17 protein-coding genes are annotated in these 17,529 nt (G+C 53.0%); 11 read left to right on the top strand and 6 right to left on the bottom strand.

The window, feature by feature from the left end:
* Nucleotides 1-220: 220 nt before the first annotated feature.
* On the bottom strand, nucleotides 221-988 hold the full coding sequence (locus ACOOFE_RS12315; protein WP_420415189.1) for a substrate-binding periplasmic protein: 768 nt from the start codon (nucleotides 986-988) through the stop codon (nucleotides 221-223).
* 702 nt (nucleotides 989-1,690) lie between these two features.
* On the opposite strand from ACOOFE_RS12315, the gene ACOOFE_RS12310 reads away from it, so the two are divergent.
* The 4 genes from ACOOFE_RS12310 (at nucleotide 1,691) to ACOOFE_RS12295 (ending at nucleotide 6,004) form a co-directional block, all read left to right on the top strand.
* Entirely contained in the window at nucleotides 1,691-2,287 is a 597-nt protein-coding gene (locus ACOOFE_RS12310; RefSeq protein ID WP_420415188.1) for a hypothetical protein, read from the top strand.
* A gap of 317 nt (nucleotides 2,288-2,604) precedes the next feature.
* Nucleotides 2,605-3,903, top strand: a complete 1,299-nt coding sequence (locus ACOOFE_RS12305) for an NAD(P)/FAD-dependent oxidoreductase (RefSeq protein ID WP_420415187.1) — start codon at nucleotides 2,605-2,607, stop codon at nucleotides 3,901-3,903.
* Nucleotides 3,900-4,778, top strand: a complete 879-nt coding sequence (locus ACOOFE_RS12300; RefSeq protein ID WP_420415186.1) for a DUF1365 domain-containing protein — start codon at nucleotides 3,900-3,902, stop codon at nucleotides 4,776-4,778. Before ACOOFE_RS12305 ends, ACOOFE_RS12300 begins: the two co-directional genes overlap by 4 nt.
* A complete protein-coding gene (locus ACOOFE_RS12295; RefSeq protein ID WP_420415185.1) occupies nucleotides 4,775-6,004 on the top strand; it encodes a class I SAM-dependent methyltransferase in 1,230 nt (409 codons plus the stop codon). Before ACOOFE_RS12300 ends, ACOOFE_RS12295 begins: the two co-directional genes overlap by 4 nt.
* A 35-nt stretch (nucleotides 6,005-6,039) precedes the next feature.
* Here ACOOFE_RS12295 and ACOOFE_RS12290 read toward each other — a convergent pair whose 3' ends face one another.
* A complete protein-coding gene (locus tag ACOOFE_RS12290) occupies nucleotides 6,040-6,837 on the bottom strand; it encodes an SDR family NAD(P)-dependent oxidoreductase (RefSeq protein ID WP_420415184.1) in 798 nt (265 codons plus the stop codon).
* A gap of 55 nt (nucleotides 6,838-6,892) precedes the next feature.
* Nucleotides 6,893-7,546 carry a ChrR family anti-sigma-E factor gene (locus ACOOFE_RS12285; RefSeq protein WP_420415183.1) on the bottom strand — a complete coding sequence of 218 codons (654 nt, stop codon included), beginning with the start codon at nucleotides 7,544-7,546 and terminating at the stop codon, nucleotides 6,893-6,895.
* Nucleotides 7,547-7,858: 312 nt separating this feature from the next.
* Here ACOOFE_RS12285 and ACOOFE_RS12280 point away from each other — a divergent pair, with 312 nt between their 5' ends.
* Genes ACOOFE_RS12280 through ACOOFE_RS12270 form a run of 3 tightly spaced genes read left to right on the top strand, consistent with a single transcriptional unit; the run spans nucleotide 7,859 to nucleotide 10,952 of the window.
* Nucleotides 7,859-8,893 carry a cysteine synthase A gene (locus ACOOFE_RS12280; protein WP_420415182.1) on the top strand — a complete coding sequence of 345 codons (1,035 nt, stop codon included), beginning with the start codon at nucleotides 7,859-7,861 and terminating at the stop codon, nucleotides 8,891-8,893.
* A gap of 33 nt (nucleotides 8,894-8,926) precedes the next feature.
* Complete coding sequence (gene cls / locus ACOOFE_RS12275; RefSeq protein ID WP_420415181.1) at nucleotides 8,927-10,441, top strand: cardiolipin synthase; 1,515 nt, start codon at nucleotides 8,927-8,929, stop codon at nucleotides 10,439-10,441.
* Between the two features lie 52 nt (nucleotides 10,442-10,493).
* On the top strand, nucleotides 10,494-10,952 hold the full coding sequence (locus ACOOFE_RS12270) for a thiol-disulfide oxidoreductase DCC family protein (protein WP_420415180.1): 459 nt from the start codon (nucleotides 10,494-10,496) through the stop codon (nucleotides 10,950-10,952).
* Here ACOOFE_RS12270 and ACOOFE_RS12265 read toward each other — a convergent pair.
* From ACOOFE_RS12265 to ACOOFE_RS12255, 3 genes are all read right to left on the bottom strand, one after another.
* Nucleotides 10,944-12,161: a cytochrome P450 gene (locus ACOOFE_RS12265; protein ID WP_420415179.1), complete on the bottom strand. Its 1,218-nt coding sequence runs from the start codon at nucleotides 12,159-12,161 to the stop codon at nucleotides 10,944-10,946. The two genes, ACOOFE_RS12270 and ACOOFE_RS12265, sit on opposite strands and share 9 nt — an antisense overlap.
* Before the next feature lie 122 nt (nucleotides 12,162-12,283).
* Nucleotides 12,284-13,525 (bottom strand): methyltransferase family protein, encoded by a 1,242-nt coding sequence (locus ACOOFE_RS12260; RefSeq protein WP_420415178.1) that lies wholly within the window; start codon nucleotides 13,523-13,525, stop codon nucleotides 12,284-12,286.
* Between the two features lie 700 nt (nucleotides 13,526-14,225).
* The gene (locus ACOOFE_RS12255) at nucleotides 14,226-14,417 is read right to left on the bottom strand and encodes a hypothetical protein (RefSeq protein ID WP_141186635.1); all 192 of its coding nucleotides are present in this window, start codon (nucleotides 14,415-14,417) and stop codon (nucleotides 14,226-14,228) included.
* A 173-nt stretch (nucleotides 14,418-14,590) separates the two neighbouring features.
* Between ACOOFE_RS12255 and ACOOFE_RS12250 the strand changes: the two genes are divergently transcribed.
* From ACOOFE_RS12250 to sseA, 4 genes are all read left to right on the top strand, one after another.
* A complete protein-coding gene (locus tag ACOOFE_RS12250) occupies nucleotides 14,591-15,238 on the top strand; it encodes a LysE family translocator (RefSeq protein WP_420415177.1) in 648 nt (215 codons plus the stop codon).
* Nucleotides 15,239-15,338: 100 nt separating this feature from the next.
* Entirely contained in the window at nucleotides 15,339-16,055 is a 717-nt protein-coding gene (locus tag ACOOFE_RS12245; protein ID WP_420415176.1) for an alanyl-tRNA editing protein, read from the top strand.
* 21 nt (nucleotides 16,056-16,076) lie between these two features.
* Entirely contained in the window at nucleotides 16,077-16,556 is a 480-nt protein-coding gene (locus ACOOFE_RS12240; protein WP_420415175.1) for a GFA family protein, read from the top strand.
* Between the two features lie 3 nt (nucleotides 16,557-16,559).
* Nucleotides 16,560-17,405, top strand: a complete 846-nt coding sequence (sseA, locus tag ACOOFE_RS12235; protein WP_420415174.1) for a 3-mercaptopyruvate sulfurtransferase — start codon at nucleotides 16,560-16,562, stop codon at nucleotides 17,403-17,405.
* The last annotated feature ends 124 nt before the right edge of the window (nucleotides 17,406-17,529 follow it).

Genomic DNA, 17,529 nt, shown 5'->3' with positions numbered 1-17,529 from the left:
GTAGCACTAAGCCGCACCATTGTTGTGAGCTTCGAACAATGCTCACGGCTCTCCCTTTAGCGCGGCTTCTTTACAATCGGACGAAGGCTTGCAAGCTAGCGCAACCGTCTATGCCGGCTTTCTACGCATAATGTCCGGCGCTTAGCGAGAGAAACCCCAAAATACAAAAAAGGCCCGACCAAACGTTGGCCGGGCCTTTTGATTCAGTTCGGTCAGCTCGTCAGTTGAGCGTAACCTTATATTCCGCCTTCAAGGCATCGACCTTGGCTGCGTTATCTGCCATCCAAGAATTGAAATCGGAGATCAACTCCGGCTTGGTCGTGGTGCTGGCGTAATAGAAGTCACGCGTATGTTTCAGGTCCGGATCGAATGTTAGGGCCTTGGCACTTCCCATCTTGTCCAGCTGATACTGGATCACGGAAACATTCGCGTAGGCGGCGTCAACACGATCTGCCAACGTCTGTTTGATCACGCCTTCGAGCGCTTTGTTCTCCGACACTTTCACAGCACCGGAATTGATTACATCGAGCCAAGACCAAGCCGTGAAACCACGCACTGTGCCCAGCTTTTTGACCGAATCCATGCCTTTTCCGACATTTCCAGGCTTCACGGATACGCCGTCAATGTATTCAACCACCTTCTCCGAATAAACGACCGACTTGCCGTCTTTCATGTCGGATGACCAATACGCGTTGTCCGGATATTTCATGTCTATCTTGCCTTCGACAAGATTTTCAAAGAGGCGCTTAATCGGGAATGCTCTGTATTCGACCGTGTGCCCGCGATCGGCAGCCCAGGCATCAAAGAGCGCCCGGCCAAATCCACCATATTCACCACCGTCCATGGTGTAATGCGGAAAGTAATTCAGCTCCTCAACACCGACAACAATGTTATCAGCATAGGCAGCACCGGATAGAGCGGCAGAGCCAAGAACAACAGCAAGTATTGAAAGCTTCTTTTTGGCATTGATATTATTCACATGTGTCATTTTGCGTTATCCCTCTGTATCGGATGCATATATTTTTCTTTTTCCGTAAGGGCATTAGCTTCGCCTTTAATTACAAATTCCTTAAACTATTCTCTGCTTCAGAATAAAAGTCCTTTTTGCATTTTTTGACATTGTCCCATTTCTTGGGTTTCACAATTAGAAAGGCCTCCTGACACATTTAACGTTAAGTGATGGCAGTTTGCTTTAACCGCAAATTGGACAGCAGCCGCCTGGCTGAGGCCATGATAACTTTCTTCGCTGCCGGTGCCCCTCTGGCGGTGAAAAACCAGCCTAAATTGAAGATATCCAAAATTAATCGGTGGTTTTTGATCCTAAAAAACGCGGCAAAAACCGGCCAAATTGCGTGCTGATTTTGCAACACCACAATCGAAAGACGAATTTTATTGTCAATTATCGCGAGCGTATTTCGATCACTTGGACGTGATTTTGCTTGCACTGAGGTATTGAAGACACACTTATTAACGGAAAGTAACCGGAAATAGCGCGTTTTGTGATGTATGTTACACCCATTCACCAGATTGTGGTGCGATAATGGCAGAATAGTGGCTGCGCAAAAGGGGCGCTTTCACGAACAAAAACAAAAAGCATAAGGAATTTGGTCAAGAAGTCCAAAATGGACCACGATCGCAATGGCCCCAAAAAGCGCGGTGAAATTTGTTGTTGAAGCCTCGGGAGGCGATCATGCAACGGAATACCAAAGCAGGAGCATTTGCGCTTGGCCTCATCCTCGCTTTCGCGGGAAGCGCTGTTGCCAATCCATTGCCGCAGGAAACCATCACTTTGCCGGAAGACCGCCTCGCGGTCACCGTGGCATCGGCGTCCTTTGATCAAAAGGATCCGCTGGAAAGTGAATTGACCATTTGGGTTGGCGAAATTGAGTTGCAGGGACGTAAAGCCGTTTGGGTCGAATTAATCGATTCTTATGGAGAGGTCATTTACGATTCCGAAGTCAGCACCAACGAAACCCATCTCCTACCAGATGGCCGGGCGGTGGTCGTCAACGCCCTAGCCCCGGAAACTGTAGTGGCTGGCAAGGATGAATCCCGCTTGATCAGCGAAGGTTCTCTGATGGTGACACGCCGCGTCATCAATGATGGCGTGAATTCTGCCGCTGTCGAACTGATCGAAACGGGCAATGAGCCGGTCCGCAAAGGCACGATGCTTCAAATTGCAGATTTCGGCCAATTGGTTTGGGAGAAGGTTGTTGCCTTCTTCGACGCAGCCACCACTCGGGTGAAAGTCGCCTGGACCTGGCTGGTTGATACCCTACAAGCCTGATCGCCATTAGTCCCCGCGAACAGGTCACAAGGCCCGCTCTTCGGAGCGGGCCGCCTCCCACATGGACAAATCTCAGTTGAACCGGCCAGTAGGCCGGTTCTTTTGATTCAGGGGCTTGGCGTATTGAATAGTGGGATGCACCAATCTACCATTTTCAACGGTGTTCATCGTTTACTGGAAATTTCTCATAAATTTCATTGCCCTGCGTGATCCGGATTTTATGCAAGGCCGTAGACCGTTTTGAAACTTAATTGTTCAGCCGTTTTGGTTTCCGGCTCTGGAAATCAAAACGGCCTTTTAAGGCCAAAGGAAAAGACATGCGGATTGCCGTCATCGGCTCAGGGATTTCTGGAAACAGCGCGGCATGGGCGCTGAACGCCCATCACGACATTGTACTTTATGAAAAACGCTTGCGGCCCGGCGGCCACAGCGCCACGGCGGACATTGATTATGACGGGACGCCAATGTCGGTCGACACGGGTTTTATCGTCTACAACGAATTGAACTATCCCAACTTCACCGCATTGCTGGATCATCTGGGCGTTGGCACCGAGATCACGGACATGAGTTTTGCGCTCTCTGCGGACTGCGGCAAATTGGAATGGTCCGGCGACTCGCTCAACACGGTTTTCGCGCAGCGGAAAAACCTCGTATCTCCACGCTTTTTGAAGATGCTGCGCGATATCCTGCGTTTCAACAAGCAGGCGGTCGTAGATCTGGCAGACGGTAAACTCGCAGGCCAGACGCTGGGTGGATATCTGGAGGCAGAGCGTTACTCCAAAGGCTTCATCAACGACTATTTGCTCGCCATGGGAGCGGCCATTTGGTCCACGCCAATCAACGAAATGCGCGCCTACCCGGCAGAAAGTTTTGTCTCTTTTTTCGACAACCACCGCCTTTTATCTTTGGACCGTCAGCTATGGCGCACAGTCTCTGGCGGCAGCCGCAATTACGTTCAGAAACTGATTGCACCTTTTGAGAACAAAGTCCGGCTTGGCAGTGAAGTGGTCGAAATCCTTCGCCAAAATGGCAAGGTTATTATCCGCGACATTACCGGTCATGTAGACACTTTTGATCACGTGATCCTGGCGGGCCATTCCGATCAGAGCCTTGCCATGCTCGGCGATGCAAGTGCAGAAGAACGCCGGATTTTGAGTGCCATCCGCTACCGGCCAAATGAAGTCTATCTGCACCGGGATGAAGACCTCATGCCGAAAAAGAAACAAGTCTGGGCATCGTGGAATTACATGTCAGACCGGGACGCTGGCGAAACCCGAGATGTGACAGTGTCCTACTGGATGAACCGGTTGCAGAACTTGGATCGCTCAAAACCGGTTTTCGTGACCCTCAATCCGTTTCAAGCGCCGCGTGAAGACAAGACTTTCGCCAAATACATCTACGACCACCCGCAATTTGATGCTGGCGCTCTGGCTGCGAAAAAGCAGCTTCACCACATTCAAGGTGTCAACAACACCTGGTTTTGCGGCGCCTGGAATGGACATGGCTTTCATGAGGACGGCCTTGTATCCGGCCTCAATGTCGCAAAAACGCTCGGTGCGGTGCTCCCGTGGGAGCAACAGCATGAGCCCTATTCAGTTTTGGAAGCTGCCGAATGAGGAAAGGAGATTCCAAAAACCGGATGTCTGACAATGGGCCACCACCGGATGCGGCGATGGCACTTTTTCAAGGCGCGGTTATGCATCACAGGATGAAACCAAAAACCCACCGGTTCTCCTATGAGGTGTTCAACCTGCTGATTGATTTGGACCGGTTACCGGACGCCGCGCGGCAAAGCCGCATTTTATCAGTCAACCGGTTCAATCTTCTGTCGTTTCATGAAAAAGATCACGGTCCACGGGACGGCAGCAGTCTTCGCACTCACATTGATGGGCTTATGAGCCAGAAGGGCTTGCCGCCAGCGAACCGTATTCTTTTGCTCGCTTATCCGCGTCTTCTCGGTTACGGCTTCAATCCGCTCAGCGTCTATTATGCTTACGACGAAACCGGCGCGCTGACGGCGATCGTATATGAAGTCAGGAACACCTTTGGCGGCCTTCATACTTATGTGGCACCTGTCACTGACGGCCAGATGAGCGATGCCGGCGTCCGCCAGGATCAAAAGAAAGAATTCTACGTTTCACCGTTCATCAGCATGGAGCAGCACTACCATTTTCGGATGCTGCCACCCGGCAAAGAGGTCCGCATCCGGATCCTGGAAACCGACGATAAAGGACCGCTCTTATCGGCAACCTTTTCCGGCTACCAGGAAGCCGCGACGACCCACAAACTCCTACTCGCCTGCCTGCGTGTGCCGCTCCTAACTTTCAAGGTCATGGCCGCAATCCATTGGCAAGCCTTTAAAATCTGGCGCAAGCGTGTACCATTTCATAAACGGCCCGCAAAAGATGTAAGAGACTACCAGACGGACCGGCGCAACGCCCCAGGCCTATGGCAGAAAACAACACCTAACATTTCAAGAGGTTCGGTATGAGTGGGCCTATTGTTTTGACCGGCGACAATATCCGCAGTGAGTTGCGAGGCGTGCCGCGTCTTGCCCGGATCGCCGCAAGTCTGGCGCTTAAAATCCGCTTCGGTTCATTGGAAATCACGTTCCCGGATGGCCGTATTTTTTTGATCAATGGTGTAGAGCATGGACCAAAAGGTGTTCTGAAAATCCACAACTGGCGTTTCTTTCAGATGGTCGTGAATGGCGGTGACGTCGGTGTTGGCGAAGCATTTATGGCCGGTTATTGGTCCTCCCCGGATGTTACAACCTTCCTGGAAGTGTTCTGTATCAACCAGAGTTCGACGCTTGAAGCCCTACAAGGCCGCCCGCTCACCCGTTTGCTGCTGTCGTTCCGCCATTGGCTGAACGCCAACACAAAACGCGGCTCCAAACGCAATATCTCAGCGCACTATGATCTCGGAAACGCATTTTACAAAAAATGGCTCGATCCTTCGATGACCTACTCCTCGGCGCTCTACAACAGTGACACCAAGGATTTGGAAGAAGCTCAGGCTGAAAAATATACGTCTTTGATCCGGCAGACTGGCATTGAACCCGGTCACTCCGTTCTTGAGATCGGCTGTGGCTGGGGCGGTTTTGCCGAACATGTTGCCAAAACAATCGGTGCAAATGTCCGTGGCCTCACAATTTCCAGGGAACAATACGATTATGCCAGAGAACGTATTTTCAATGCCGGGCTGAATGAGAAAGTCGAAATCGTCTTTCAGGATTACCGCGATGAAAAAGGTCAATATGACCGGATCGCGTCTATCGAGATGTTTGAGGCGGTCGGCGAGAAATACTGGTCGACCTATTTCGAAAAAGTCTCCAGTTGCCTGAAACCTGGCGGCAAAGCCGGTCTCCAAATCATCACCATTCAAGACCGGATGTTTGAGGATTACAGGCGGGGCACCGATTTCATCCAGCGCTACATTTTTCCAGGCGGCATGCTGCCACCACCAGAGAAACTTACGGAAATTGGGAAATCTCTCGGCCTTGATCTGACCGAACAAAAAATCTTCGGGCAGGATTACGCCCGCACCTTGTCGGAATGGCGCCAGCGGTTCCGTACGGCCTGGCCACAGATCAGCCCCATGGGGTTTGATGAACGCTTCAAGCGCCTCTGGGAGTTTTATCTGCATTACTGCGAAGCCGGATTTAGGGCCGGCAACATAGATGTGCGCCAAATGGTCTATGAAAAGACCTCTTGAGAAAAAAACAGAACTTAAGCCGGGCAAGACCCGGCTTATTTCTTGTCCCAACCTGTCGATTTGCGAACAAGTTTGAAATAGAGCCGGTAGGGCAGCAGTTTTAAGGCTTTGAGTTGTCTGACAAAAGGTCTGGGAAAAGCAATCTCGAAGGCGTCCGGGTCCTGTAGACCTTTCCGAATGGCTTTTACCGCGTCATCCGGTGTCATCAGATATGGCATTGGAAACGGGTTGGACTTCGTCGCTGGCGTATCGACAAATCCGGGATTGATGACCTGAATATGGATCCCGGCACGGTCCAGATCAAACTTCAGGCTTTCCGCCATGTTGATCAAACCAGCTTTGCTTGCCCCGTAAGCTGCCGATGTCGGCAGCCCGCTATACCCGGCAACGGAGGATACAAGGGCAATTTGCCCCTGCCCTGCCTGTCCCATCACTGCGATAGTGGGCAGTACCACATTGACCGTGCCCATCAAATTGACGTCGAAGGTCTTTCGGTAAGCATCGATTTCACCGTCAAGGCCATCTTGTGGCAAGTAAATTCCTGCATTTGCGATGAGAAGTGCTAAGCCGCCGAAATTGGCAGAAATATCGGCGCAATGTTGGGCCATCTGTCTGGTGTCGGTTACATCCCCGGCGAAGACATGAATGTCCCCGCGAAGGTCAGACGCTTCAGACTGAAGCTCGCTCAAGCCTTTTTCCGAGCGTGCAGTGACCGCGACTTGCCAACCAGTCCGGGCCAGATCTAGCGCAAGTTCACGGCCAATTCCCGAGCTCGCACCGGTAATCCATGCAGCTCCGTCGGACGGGGCGGCAACAAAGTGATTGCTGGACAAATATTTCTCCTTAGGTCCTTGCTCTTAATACGCAAAGTCTAAGGATTTGGATTGATCATCCGCGCATGAAGGGGGCAAACCAGCGGCCAATAGGACCGGTCAGTTCCAGGCGTCCGGCGGTGACCGCAAAACAGATGCAATCCTCGCCATCATCGGCGACCGGTTTGTGATCAATGTCACCATCGGCAAAAGCCACATCACCGGTTATGTAATGGCCGCCTTCATCTGAAAAACCACCCTGTAAAACAAGCGTCAACTCTGTTCCATGATGGGTATGGGACGGCATCCTGCGTCCGCCGCGGATCCACAACAGGCTCGTATCGCAGCCGTCAATTTCACCGAGCTTGCATTCTTTTACGCCCGGAAGAAGGGATTTCCAGGGCAAGTCCTTCATAGGTTTTCCGATGATGGTCTTAAGCGATTGCGGCACATCCGAAGAATTAACCTCAGCCGGCAACCCGAAGCCTTCGCCGATGATCGGATCTTCGTCTGAGAAGATCGAATCCAAAAGATTTTCCCGATCAGACAAGGCGACAGGGTCACTGTCGGCAAGGCCAGTTCCGGCCAGTGTCTCCAGGGAATTGACGTAACTGCGGCTTTGATCGCTCAATTCGAGATGAGCGCCGATCAATGCCTGAGCCGGATAAGTCAGGGTTCCGGCGGCATAGCCAGCCAGCAACTCATCCATCCCGGTCACGTTCTTTTCCATCTCTACTCTCATAGCGGCCTTTTTATTCCGGTCAACACCCCACCTACGCACTGGCGTTGAAACCGGATCAATTCACGGGATAAATAGGCCAAAAATGCCAAGTTATCCATAACCTGAGAAGAACAACTCAGGCTTTACTTTTCCTGAAAACGGCTTTTAAGCGCCAATTTACCATTAAAGATATGGCATTCGCCATCACAGATCTTACATTGCAAGCTTGATCGCAGGCGTTCAGATCATTAGCGTCTGCAGCTACATACAATGTCTGCCGGACCGCCCCGCTGTCCGCATTTACCAGTCAGGATTGATTGAATGTCTGTGTCCGCATCTGTTGTTGATGCCATTGGCAACACACCGCTTATCCGCCTCAAAGCCCTTTCTGAAGAAACAGGCTGCGAAATTCTCGGCAAAGCCGAATTCATGAATCCGGGGCAATCGGTGAAAGACCGCCCTGCCCGGCAGATGATCTTGGAGGCCGAAGCCCGCGGTGATCTAAAACCCGGCGGTGTGATTGTTGAAGGCACTGCCGGCAACACGGGTATTGGCCTGGCATTGGTGGCAAGTGCCCGCGGCTACCGCACCGTGATCGTAATCCCGGAAACCCAGACCCAGGAGAAAAAGGACATGCTGCGCATGTGTGGCGCAGAGCTTCTGGAGGTCCCGGCGAAACCGTTCAAAGACCCGAACAACTATCAGCACGTTGCCCGCCGGCTCGCGGAAGAAATGGCAAAAACCGAACCGAATGGTGTCCTGTTCGCCGACCAATGGAACAATCTCGACAACCGGAAAGCCCATTATCTCACCACTGGTCCAGAGATTTTGGAACAAACCGGCGGCAAGATCGACGGCTTTATCTGTGCGGTGGGATCCGGCGGCACCTTGGCCGGAGTGTCCACCTTCCTTCGCGAACAAAAACCCGGCGTGACAATTGGCTGTGCCGATCCGCTCGGTGCCGGCATGTACCACCTCTTCAAGGACGGTGAAGCCAAGGCAACCGACGGCGGCTCTATCGCAGAAGGCATTGGCCTTGGGCGCTCGACCGTGATCGTTGGTGATGTGAAAGTCGACTATCCTTATGCCATTCCAGATGAAGAAGCTTTGCCGCTCGTCTTTGACGTGGCGGAACACGAAGGCCTGCTGCTGGGTGGCTCCAGCGCCATCAACCTCGCCGGCGCCAAACGTCTCGCCAAAGACCTGGGCCCCGGGCACACAATCGTGACGATCCTGTGCGATCACGGCACCCGCAGCCAGTCCAAACTCTACAATCCGGAGTTCTTGAAATCGAAGAACCTGCCTGTGCCGGGATGGCTCGAACGGACAACCAGCCTAAAACCGCCATTTGCCTAAAACCAAGGGGGAGCGAACCGCGCCAGACTAGGCATGAATTCTGATGATCCTGCGCTCAAAGACGGCCTAGCCGGCACCGAACGGGTCCTTCAGGATGCCGCGACCGACCTGACGTGGCTGGATATACTGGCCAACAACCTGGGTCTGGTCGCTGCGGCGCTGCTGGCGTTTTATACTGTCGCCCTTATTTGCGCGGTGCGGGAAGTGATGTATTCCCGCACTTCCCAGGGGTCGGTGGCCTGGCTCCTGTCCCTGTTCTTCCTGCCTTACCTAACTGTTCCGCTCTATTTCATCTTCGGCTGGCGGTCGTTTTCAGATTACGCCAAAATCCAGACAACGCTTGGACGAACCGAGCGGGCCCGCAGAGCCGATGAACTCGGACTGACGGACCATGAAGAAACCCGCGATTGGCCGGTGCTCACGCGGGTTGCCGGCATGCCGTTCCTGGCCGGCAACACCTCTGATCTCTTGATCGACGGTGACGCGACTTTCACGGCAATCAAAGATGGGATCGCCCGCGCCGAGTCAGTGATCTTTTTTCAGTTCTTTGCCATCCACGACGATGCCCTTGGCCGGGAGATGGCCGACGCCCTGATTGCCCGGGCCAAGGATGGGATCGATGTTTATTTCCTTTACGACGACGTCGGCAGCCACGCTCTATCACACGACTTTATCGACCGATTGACCAACGCCGGGGTTAAGGTCTGTGGTTTTAATGAAAACCACAAGTTCTTAAAAATGCTCGGGCCAATGCGGCTCAACTACCGTAATCATCGCAAACTGGTGGTGATCGACTACCGCGAAGCATTTGTTGGCGGGCACAATGTGGCGGATCAATATATCGGCCGCAGCAAGTGGTTTGGCCGCTGGCGGGACACCCATGTGCGCATCGAGGGCCCCGCCACTGTCGCTTGTGCCCTGTCCTTTGTGGAAGATTGGCTTTGGGCCAGCGGAACCCACATTGAATTGCCGCAAGTCAGTGATGTCCCGATGCCGGGAGATGAATCGATCCTGGTGATGCCGACCGGTCCAGCCGACAAGCTTGAAGAATGTGCGATCGCCTATGTTGAGGCCGCCGCACAGGCAAAATCCCGGCTCTGGATTACCTCCCCCTACCTCGTTCCGTCTCTAGATGTGCAAACCGCACTGGCCGCCGCTGCCATGCGCGGTGTCGATGTGCGGATTCTCTTGCCGGAAAAACGTGATCATTGGACCGTCTGGCTGGCCAGCCACGCTTACGAGGATGTCCTGGTTCAGCGCGGCGTTAAGGTCTACCGCTACACCGACGGCTTCATGCACCAAAAGGTGGCGCTTTTGGATGACGAACTGGTATCAATCGGCACCCTCAACATGGACAACCGCTCCTTCCAGATCAATTTTGAACTGACCCTGTGGTTCACCCATGAACGCATGATCGGCAAGGTCGAAAAAATGCTGGAAGAAGATTTTTCCAACGCCCGCCTCACCTGGCCCGATGCCTTCCAATCCCGCAGCTACGCCTTCCAGGTCCTCGCCCAAGGCGCCCGTCTGTTGTCACCTATTTTGTGAGTTTCTCTGTTTAGGCAAGCCGACATCGGACTAAAAAGGGGTAGCAGTTGCGATGAATATGAGAGCAAACACCCTGACGGACAAATTTGTTAACAACGATGTTGGTTTCGATGACGATATCGTCGTCGTTTTCGACAGTGATTGTATTCTTTGCAGTCACTGGGTCAGATTTATTCTGAGACATGAGGCGTCCGAAAATGTGCGCTTTGCGTCGTCTCGAAAGACTTTTGGGAAAGCGCTCGCAGACAGGTTTGATTTCAAACCAGAAGACCTCAATTTGACTTACTTGGTGGTCCGGCGAGGACAGGCGCTGACGAAATCAGACGCGACCGTGATCTTATTGGGCGAACTCAAAAGGCCTTGGTCATGGTTTTGTGTTTTACGTTTCATTCCTCGCGTAATCCGAGACGGTATTTACGATATTGTTGCAAGAAATCGACTGCGTTGGTTCGGAATGAAGAAAGACTGCCTTTTGCCAACGCCCGAACAGCGGCACCGCTTCCTAGACTAAACGCCAGTTCATCTCTAAGCCACCTGACGGGCGCAATGAGAACTTGGCGGACGGTGTGGGTATACTTTTCATTGGAAGCGGAGACATCCGTTGCAAGATCGTTGCTGCAACAAGACAACTTTCCATAAGGCCAAAATTCTGCCCAATGCAAACACGCGGCCCTGCCCCAAACGGCAAATAGCTAAATTGTGGCCAAGTTGGCTCTTTCAAAAAACGCGTTGGGTCGAAATTATCTGGATCAGGAAAAAAACGTGGATCACGATGGGTCGTGTATGGGACGATTTGAGCCAGTTCTCCTCTCGCCAGATTCACACCATTTATATCAACCGGTTCAACAGCTTCCCTTAGGAAAAGAGTATATGCAGGAGGGTAAAGCCGAAGCGTCTCATTGATCGTCGCACGCAAAATCGGCAAGTCCGAAAGCGCTTCCGGTGTCGGTGAAGTTCCACCCAGCACCTGTCTCAGTTCACCCAGTACGGAAGTAAGACAATCAGGAAACACGGCCAAGCAAGCAAAAAACCAACTCAGAAGTGCACCCGACGTTTCATGCCCAGCAATGAGAAGGCTCATGACATCATCCCGGATTTCGGTGAAATCTCCTTGATGATGCTCGATAAGTGATCCCAACAAATCTGTCGAGTTTGCGCCCTCTTGCCGATCGATTCCGGCACGAACAAGACCGGACACCAGATCATCCATCACTTGCATGGCCCAACGCTTTTGGCGTTTTCGTTTAAACGGCAACCAATCCGGCAGTGAGACCGGCGATGTCGATTCAGAGAATGCCGTGTCCGACAAGATTTGGATAGCACGTTCTATCTCAAATCCGTTTTTGCGCGGAGGCGCTCCAAACAATGTTCGGGTCGCGATGTCCAATGTAAGCTTGGCCATTACAGCATCGGTGTCGAAACTGAGTGTGTCCGACACATGTGCGCCGCGCATTGAGCGACACAACTGTTCCGCTTCCAGAACGGCCGCTTTACCATATGCGGGCAACCTACGCGTCTGAAACGCTGGCAAAACCTTCCTGCGCCGGACGCGCCAGCCATCCCCTTCTTCAACAAGAAGGCTGTTACCGTTCCACTGCCGTACCACTTTTGTCAGTTTCTTGAAACGTATGAAAGACTGGGAATTGCGGGCTAGCAAAGCCTCAATGTGATCAGGATGGAAGAACAGGTGCGATTTGAAAGGCCCCAGGCGAAGGGTCACGTGATCCCCGTGTGTCTCCCGCATGCGCGCATAAAAACCGAGCTGGTCACCGCGAATTGCTGTTAGGCTATCAAGACCCAGCATAAAGGCCGATGGGTTTGAAGGCAGCAGCCTTGGACCTGTCATAACCGCGCCCTCGCGGGTCGGGCGGCCTGAGACAGAACGTACTTCGCCGGTAAAACAATGATCAAAGCTGCATGCGCCGCGATTGCCCATGCGAAATTGATATGGGTCATCGCGAATAAACGCGCCTCTATGCCGCCGAACTGCCGCGTTTCACCCTTTGGCTGGTAGGTTGTTGAACCGTTCGAAGTTTCGATCGAGAGACCCGTTGCGCCGCGCAGCGCTTTTGGCCAAACGACTTCCGCAGTATCAACCGTGAAGCGTGCAGGTGTTGGAACCCACGGCTTCCAACGCGGAAGCCATTCGGGCACGTGTTCTTTATATTCAGGCCACCCTTCGGGAAAACGTTTGAGGAGATCATACCGGTGGTGCCAGCGCACCATACCTTGAACAAATACCCAGGCCATGCCCGCAGCAGCGATTACCCATGCATTTTGAAGATACAAACCCAGGATGATCCAGCAAAGAGCCGCAGAAAGCTGCATAGGATTTGAAACGTAGGCATAGATACCGGAACGTACGAGACATTTCGTCGGATCGAGAGGGATTGGGGTGCCGCCACCCTGCAAGCAAAGCATTTGGTTCGCAGATAGACCGATGACTGAAGCAAATCCCAACAATACCGCTGCTAAAACGGTACTCCATATTGGACGTTCAAGTAGCCCCCATTCTCCGCCCATCGCATGCATGATGAGTGAAGGCAAAATGGCAAAAATCATCCCGCCCGTCATAATTGCGAGCAACGCACAGCGCATCGGAAGATGGCGGTCCTCAGCCGTCCACCTAGCCAGATAGATTGCAGGGATGTGAGCGGTGACAAAAACGAATACCACCCCCAAGAACCAATTCGGGCCAGCGTACACGAGTGGCTCCAAGGAGCTAAACAGGATCGAGTGCAATCCAATGATGATCGGCAGGCATATCACAAGCGGGCTGACGTTCGGAAACGCGAAAAATAGTCCGGGACCAAAGAGTATTGCGCCACCAATGAGTATGTCTGCCGGAATACCGTTAAGCATCAAAGCATCCCACCCGTAGCGCCACCAACCGAAGTGAATGGCCAACGAGTGCGTGACGAAAATTAGCGGCACACCATAGAGAAAGGCGAACAACCCCCCAATTTTTGCGCGTCGGGGTGTTTCTCGGAGAAAAGCGAAGAACATCACCAAACATATTGGCCCAAGCAAAAGCAACCATCTAAGGGCCAGCATAAGCGGTTCGGGCAGGTCCAAGTTCAACATGAGATGATCTGCTTTTTGACCCACAATCGGATCTTTATCGGAAACCGTGTTTCGAAAATCTCAACCACCAGAAAAACGACCGGTATACCTAACGCAAGAAAAAGCGCGAACTTCGGCAATGCAATGATGAGCATCAGTTGGATCATTGTGCCAAGCTGCATCAAAACCCCTTCTTGCGAAAACATGCCCCGCCGTGTTGCCAAAAAAAGATAGGCCAAAGCAGGGATCATGACGGAAAGCGGAAATGCGAGAAATGCTGTTTCCTCTGAGTTCTGAAGCCCTTTGGCAACCTCAAAAACTCTTACCGCAACCGCAATTGCCACAGCTACCGACAAAGTAAAAACAACTAACGATTTGATTTTATATAACATTTTGAAATGCCGGAGGAAAAAATCTATTGTAGGATAAATACACGTAAGCCCTGGTGAAGACAGGCAAAACTTTTGAGCCAGAACGTAAACTCACTTTGCATGTAAGTTCTTGTCCAATCATGTAGCACCTCATTCATTGCGCGATTTACGAGCAAAAACTTGTTTGTGAGATGTCAAAACCTGCAAGACAGCATTTTCGTGCGAAGCGCAACATTTGTACTTTGGGCACCTTTTGAGCATAAGCGTCACCACGCATTAATGCCGCCCGAAGGGCGAAAACAGAGAAAATCCAAACCTCCAGGCAGCGGTTTGGCCGGAGATTCGAGGCCCTAGTCTTCTTCATCATCCCCATCTGGAATGGCGAGTTTGACGGCACCACCGGCCACTTTAGTTGTTGTTTTGACCGTGGTTCCCACAACAGTGCCTGCTGTCCCCACCACGGCGCCACCTACGGCAACGGCGGCACAGCCGGACAAGAAGCTCAAGCCGCACAGGCAGACAAGAAGTTTGATTAGCGGCATACCATCCCCCGGAACAATCCCCGTCTGATATTAGTGGCGAGACTTCTGAAGAAAAGTTAAGGACTTAGCGCCTATTCTCATTTCCTGCGCCTGTCCCCCGAAGAATTTTCTTTTGACAGACACGATCGTTTGCGTTGTTGTGCGCGACGCTCATTAAATAGGACTGCGCCCTGATGCCTGACTTTTTCCCAACACCCGCTGTCCTAGCTGCCTTCACCGCGGCGGCTTTGGTCCTGACAATCACGCCAGGCCCCGATATGACGCTGTTTATGAGCAAGACCTTGACCCAGGGCCGTAAGGCCGGTCTGGCAGCCGTTCTTGGAGCAACTTGTGGTCTCGTCATTCATACGGTGCTGGCGGCCATCGGCATTTCAGCGCTGCTTGCGGCATCGGCAACAGCGTTTTCCATCCTCAAGGTCATTGGGGCTGGTTACCTTATTTGGCTTGCGTTTCAGGCAGTCCGGAATGGCACGTCAATGACCCTTGAAGCCGTTGAGACCAAAAAACAGCCGTTTCACCGGGTCTGGCTGCAAGGGCTGGGCGTCAATATCCTCAATCCGAAGATTGTGTTGTTTTTCGTAACCTTCCTGCCGCAATTCGTGTCTGCAAGCGATCCGCATGCCACCGCTAAACTTCTGTTTTTCGGCGGTTATTTCGTGGTCCTCGGAATGCCGATCTGCGCGCTGATGGTCCTTGGAGCCGGTGCGTTTGCAAGACTGCTCAAGTCCTCTCCAAAGGTGATGCGGGCATTCGACTGGCTGTTCGCCGGCATCATGGGCACATTTGCGCTCAAACTGCTGGTCGCCAAAGCGAATTCTTGACCCTTTTTCCACTGTCAAAACCACAGCCCGTGGATTGACCCTGATTGAGCACTATGCATCCTTGGCAGAGATTCAAAATTCAAACCAAGGAGTTGTTCACATGACCACGCCCCTCTTCCGCGATGATGCCTATTTGCGCAGTTGCGAAGCGGACGTGGTGGAGGTGAACGACCGCGGTGGAATTGTCCTGGATCGGACGGTCTTTTATGCCACCGGTGGCGGTCAGCCAGGCGATAGCGGTTATCTGGAATTGGATGATGGCAGCCGCATTGAGATTGCCACAACGGTCTACGACGCAGACAAGCAGACGATTGTTCATGTTCCAGCTGAAGGCCAAACCCTCCCGGAATCGGGTGCGAAACTGACAGCGCATATTGATTGGGCGCGCCGCTACCGGCTGATGCGCATGCATACGGCCTTGCACCTCCTTTCTGTTGCCTTGCCATATCCTGTGACAGGCGGTCAGATCGGCGACGGCGAAGGCCGGCTCGACTTCGATATGGGCGACACACCCCTCAACAAGGAAGCCGTCAGCGAGAAAGTCAACGCGCTCGCCAGCGGTGATCACGAAGTCGCCTTCGAATGGATCACCGATGAAGAATTGGATGCCAATCCTGGTTTGGTCAAAACCATGTCCGTGCAGCCGCCGCGCGGGGCTGGCCGGGTCCGGCTTGTGCGGATTGGCGGTGATGTCGATCTGCAGCCCTGTGGCGGCACCCATGTCACCCGGACGTCGGAAATAGGACCGCTCACGCTCGGCAAAAGCGAAAAAAAGGGCAAGCAAAACCGCCGGGTCCGGCTTCGCCTGACAGAGTGATCACGACAGGGAATTCTACAGATGAAACTCGCCGGTAGCTGTCATTGCAAGGCGGTCACGTTTGAAGTGGAGAGCGCAGCTCCGTACCCCTTCATGAAGTGTTACTGTTCGATCTGCCGCAAATTGGCCGGCAGCGGCGGTTATGCGATCAATCTGATGGCGGATGCGCACAGCCTCAAGGTTGAGGGTGCAGACCAAAAATCGGTCTATCACGCCAAAATCGACGGCAAGACCAGTCCTGCCGAACGTCATTTCTGTGGGGCTTGCGGTTCCCACCTCTGGCTCTGGGACCCGCGCTGGCCAGAGTTGTTGCATCCCCACGCTGGGTCCATTGATACGGCCTTGCCGGAAACGCCGGAAACCGTTCACATCATGCTGAAGGACAAACCCGCGTGGATTGACGTGCCAGAGGGACCGGGCCACGTTCATTTTGAGGGTTATCCGGACAAATCCATCGAAGACTGGCACAAGGCCCACGGCCTTCTGGAACACAAGGACTGATTCATGACATATCATCCGCTCGTCTCCACAGACTGGCTAGCCGATCATCTCAACGCACCGGATGTGGTTGTCGTCAATGCCTGGATGCCGCCGGTCACAACACCCGATGCCAAACCGGTCTATCCGGATTCTCATATTCCCGGAGCGGTGTTTTTCGACGTCAACGAGATTTGCGACAAAAACAGCGACTTGCCACACATGTTGCCCGCGCCGCATGTGTTTTCATCCGCCATGCGGAAACTTGGAATTGGCGACGGTCAAACCATTGTCGTTTATGATGATTTTGGTTTCTATTCCGCTGCACGCGTCTGGTGGACTTTTCGGACGTTTGGAGTCGAAAACGTCCATGTGCTCGATGGCGGCATGCCCAAATGGACCGCCGAAGACCGTCCCGTGGACGACAATCCGGTCCGGCGCCCTGAACGGCATTTTACGGCCCGTTTGAACAACAGCGCCGTTGCAAATCTGGCTGCAGTCAAAGCCTTGAGCAACGCACCGGGCGCACAACTATTGGACGCGCGCTCTGCGGCCCGCTTTGCAGGAGATGCTGCGGAACCGCGAGCGGGATTGCGAAGCGGTCATATGCCGAACGCCAAAAACCTGCCCTTTACCGACCTGATTTCAGAAGCCGGCACCTTCAAAACGCGAGAGGAGCTGAAGCCGATCTATGAGGCTGCCGGTGTTGACCTTTCCAAACCCATCACCACAACCTGCGGCTCCGGCGTGACCGCGGCAATCCTCACTCTCGGCCTCACAGTCCTCGAAGCCCGTGACCTGTCTCTATATGATGGCTCCTGGTCCGAATGGGGCGCCCGCGACGATACGGAAGTGGTGACAGGCCCGGCCTGAACGGATTGCCAGCCCCAAAAAAAGAAAACCCTGCAGAATTCGGCAGGGTTTTCTTTTTTATGGCAGGCAAGAATTCTTGTGATTAGGTCGCGGAACAAAGGGTTGGAACTCTAAACGATCCAAA

The organism is Roseibium sp. (assembly GCF_965216085.1).
GTDB lineage: Bacteria > Pseudomonadota > Alphaproteobacteria > Rhizobiales > Stappiaceae > Roseibium.
This window is presented reverse-complemented; position numbering and strand designations above follow the sequence as displayed.

Excerpts from the sequence above, each read along its gene's own strand:
- ACOOFE_RS12295 (WP_420415185.1), top strand. The coding sequence starts at position 4,775 with ATGAGTGGGCCTATTGTTTTGACCGGCGACAATATCCGCAGTGAGTTG.
- cls (WP_420415181.1), top strand. The coding sequence starts at position 8,927 with ATGAATTCTGATGATCCTGCGCTCAAAGACGGCCTAGCCGGCACCGAA.
- ACOOFE_RS12305 (WP_420415187.1), top strand. The coding sequence starts at position 2,605 with ATGCGGATTGCCGTCATCGGCTCAGGGATTTCTGGAAACAGCGCGGCA.
- ACOOFE_RS12240 (WP_420415175.1), top strand. The coding sequence starts at position 16,077 with ATGAAACTCGCCGGTAGCTGTCATTGCAAGGCGGTCACGTTTGAAGTG.
- ACOOFE_RS12285 (WP_420415183.1), bottom strand. The coding sequence starts at position 7,546 with ATGGAAAAGAACGTGACCGGGATGGATGAGTTGCTGGCTGGCTATGCC.
- ACOOFE_RS12270 (WP_420415180.1), top strand. The coding sequence starts at position 10,494 with ATGAATATGAGAGCAAACACCCTGACGGACAAATTTGTTAACAACGAT.
- ACOOFE_RS12245 (WP_420415176.1), top strand. The coding sequence starts at position 15,339 with ATGACCACGCCCCTCTTCCGCGATGATGCCTATTTGCGCAGTTGCGAA.
- ACOOFE_RS12300 (WP_420415186.1), top strand. The coding sequence starts at position 3,900 with ATGAGGAAAGGAGATTCCAAAAACCGGATGTCTGACAATGGGCCACCA.
- ACOOFE_RS12250 (WP_420415177.1), top strand. The coding sequence starts at position 14,591 with ATGCCTGACTTTTTCCCAACACCCGCTGTCCTAGCTGCCTTCACCGCG.
- ACOOFE_RS12315 (WP_420415189.1), bottom strand. The coding sequence starts at position 988 with ATGACACATGTGAATAATATCAATGCCAAAAAGAAGCTTTCAATACTT.
- ACOOFE_RS12310 (WP_420415188.1), top strand. The coding sequence starts at position 1,691 with ATGCAACGGAATACCAAAGCAGGAGCATTTGCGCTTGGCCTCATCCTC.
- sseA (WP_420415174.1), top strand. The coding sequence starts at position 16,560 with ATGACATATCATCCGCTCGTCTCCACAGACTGGCTAGCCGATCATCTC.
- ACOOFE_RS12255 (WP_141186635.1), bottom strand. The coding sequence starts at position 14,417 with ATGCCGCTAATCAAACTTCTTGTCTGCCTGTGCGGCTTGAGCTTCTTG.
- ACOOFE_RS12260 (WP_420415178.1), bottom strand. The coding sequence starts at position 13,525 with ATGTTGAACTTGGACCTGCCCGAACCGCTTATGCTGGCCCTTAGATGG.
- ACOOFE_RS12280 (WP_420415182.1), top strand. The coding sequence starts at position 7,859 with ATGTCTGTGTCCGCATCTGTTGTTGATGCCATTGGCAACACACCGCTT.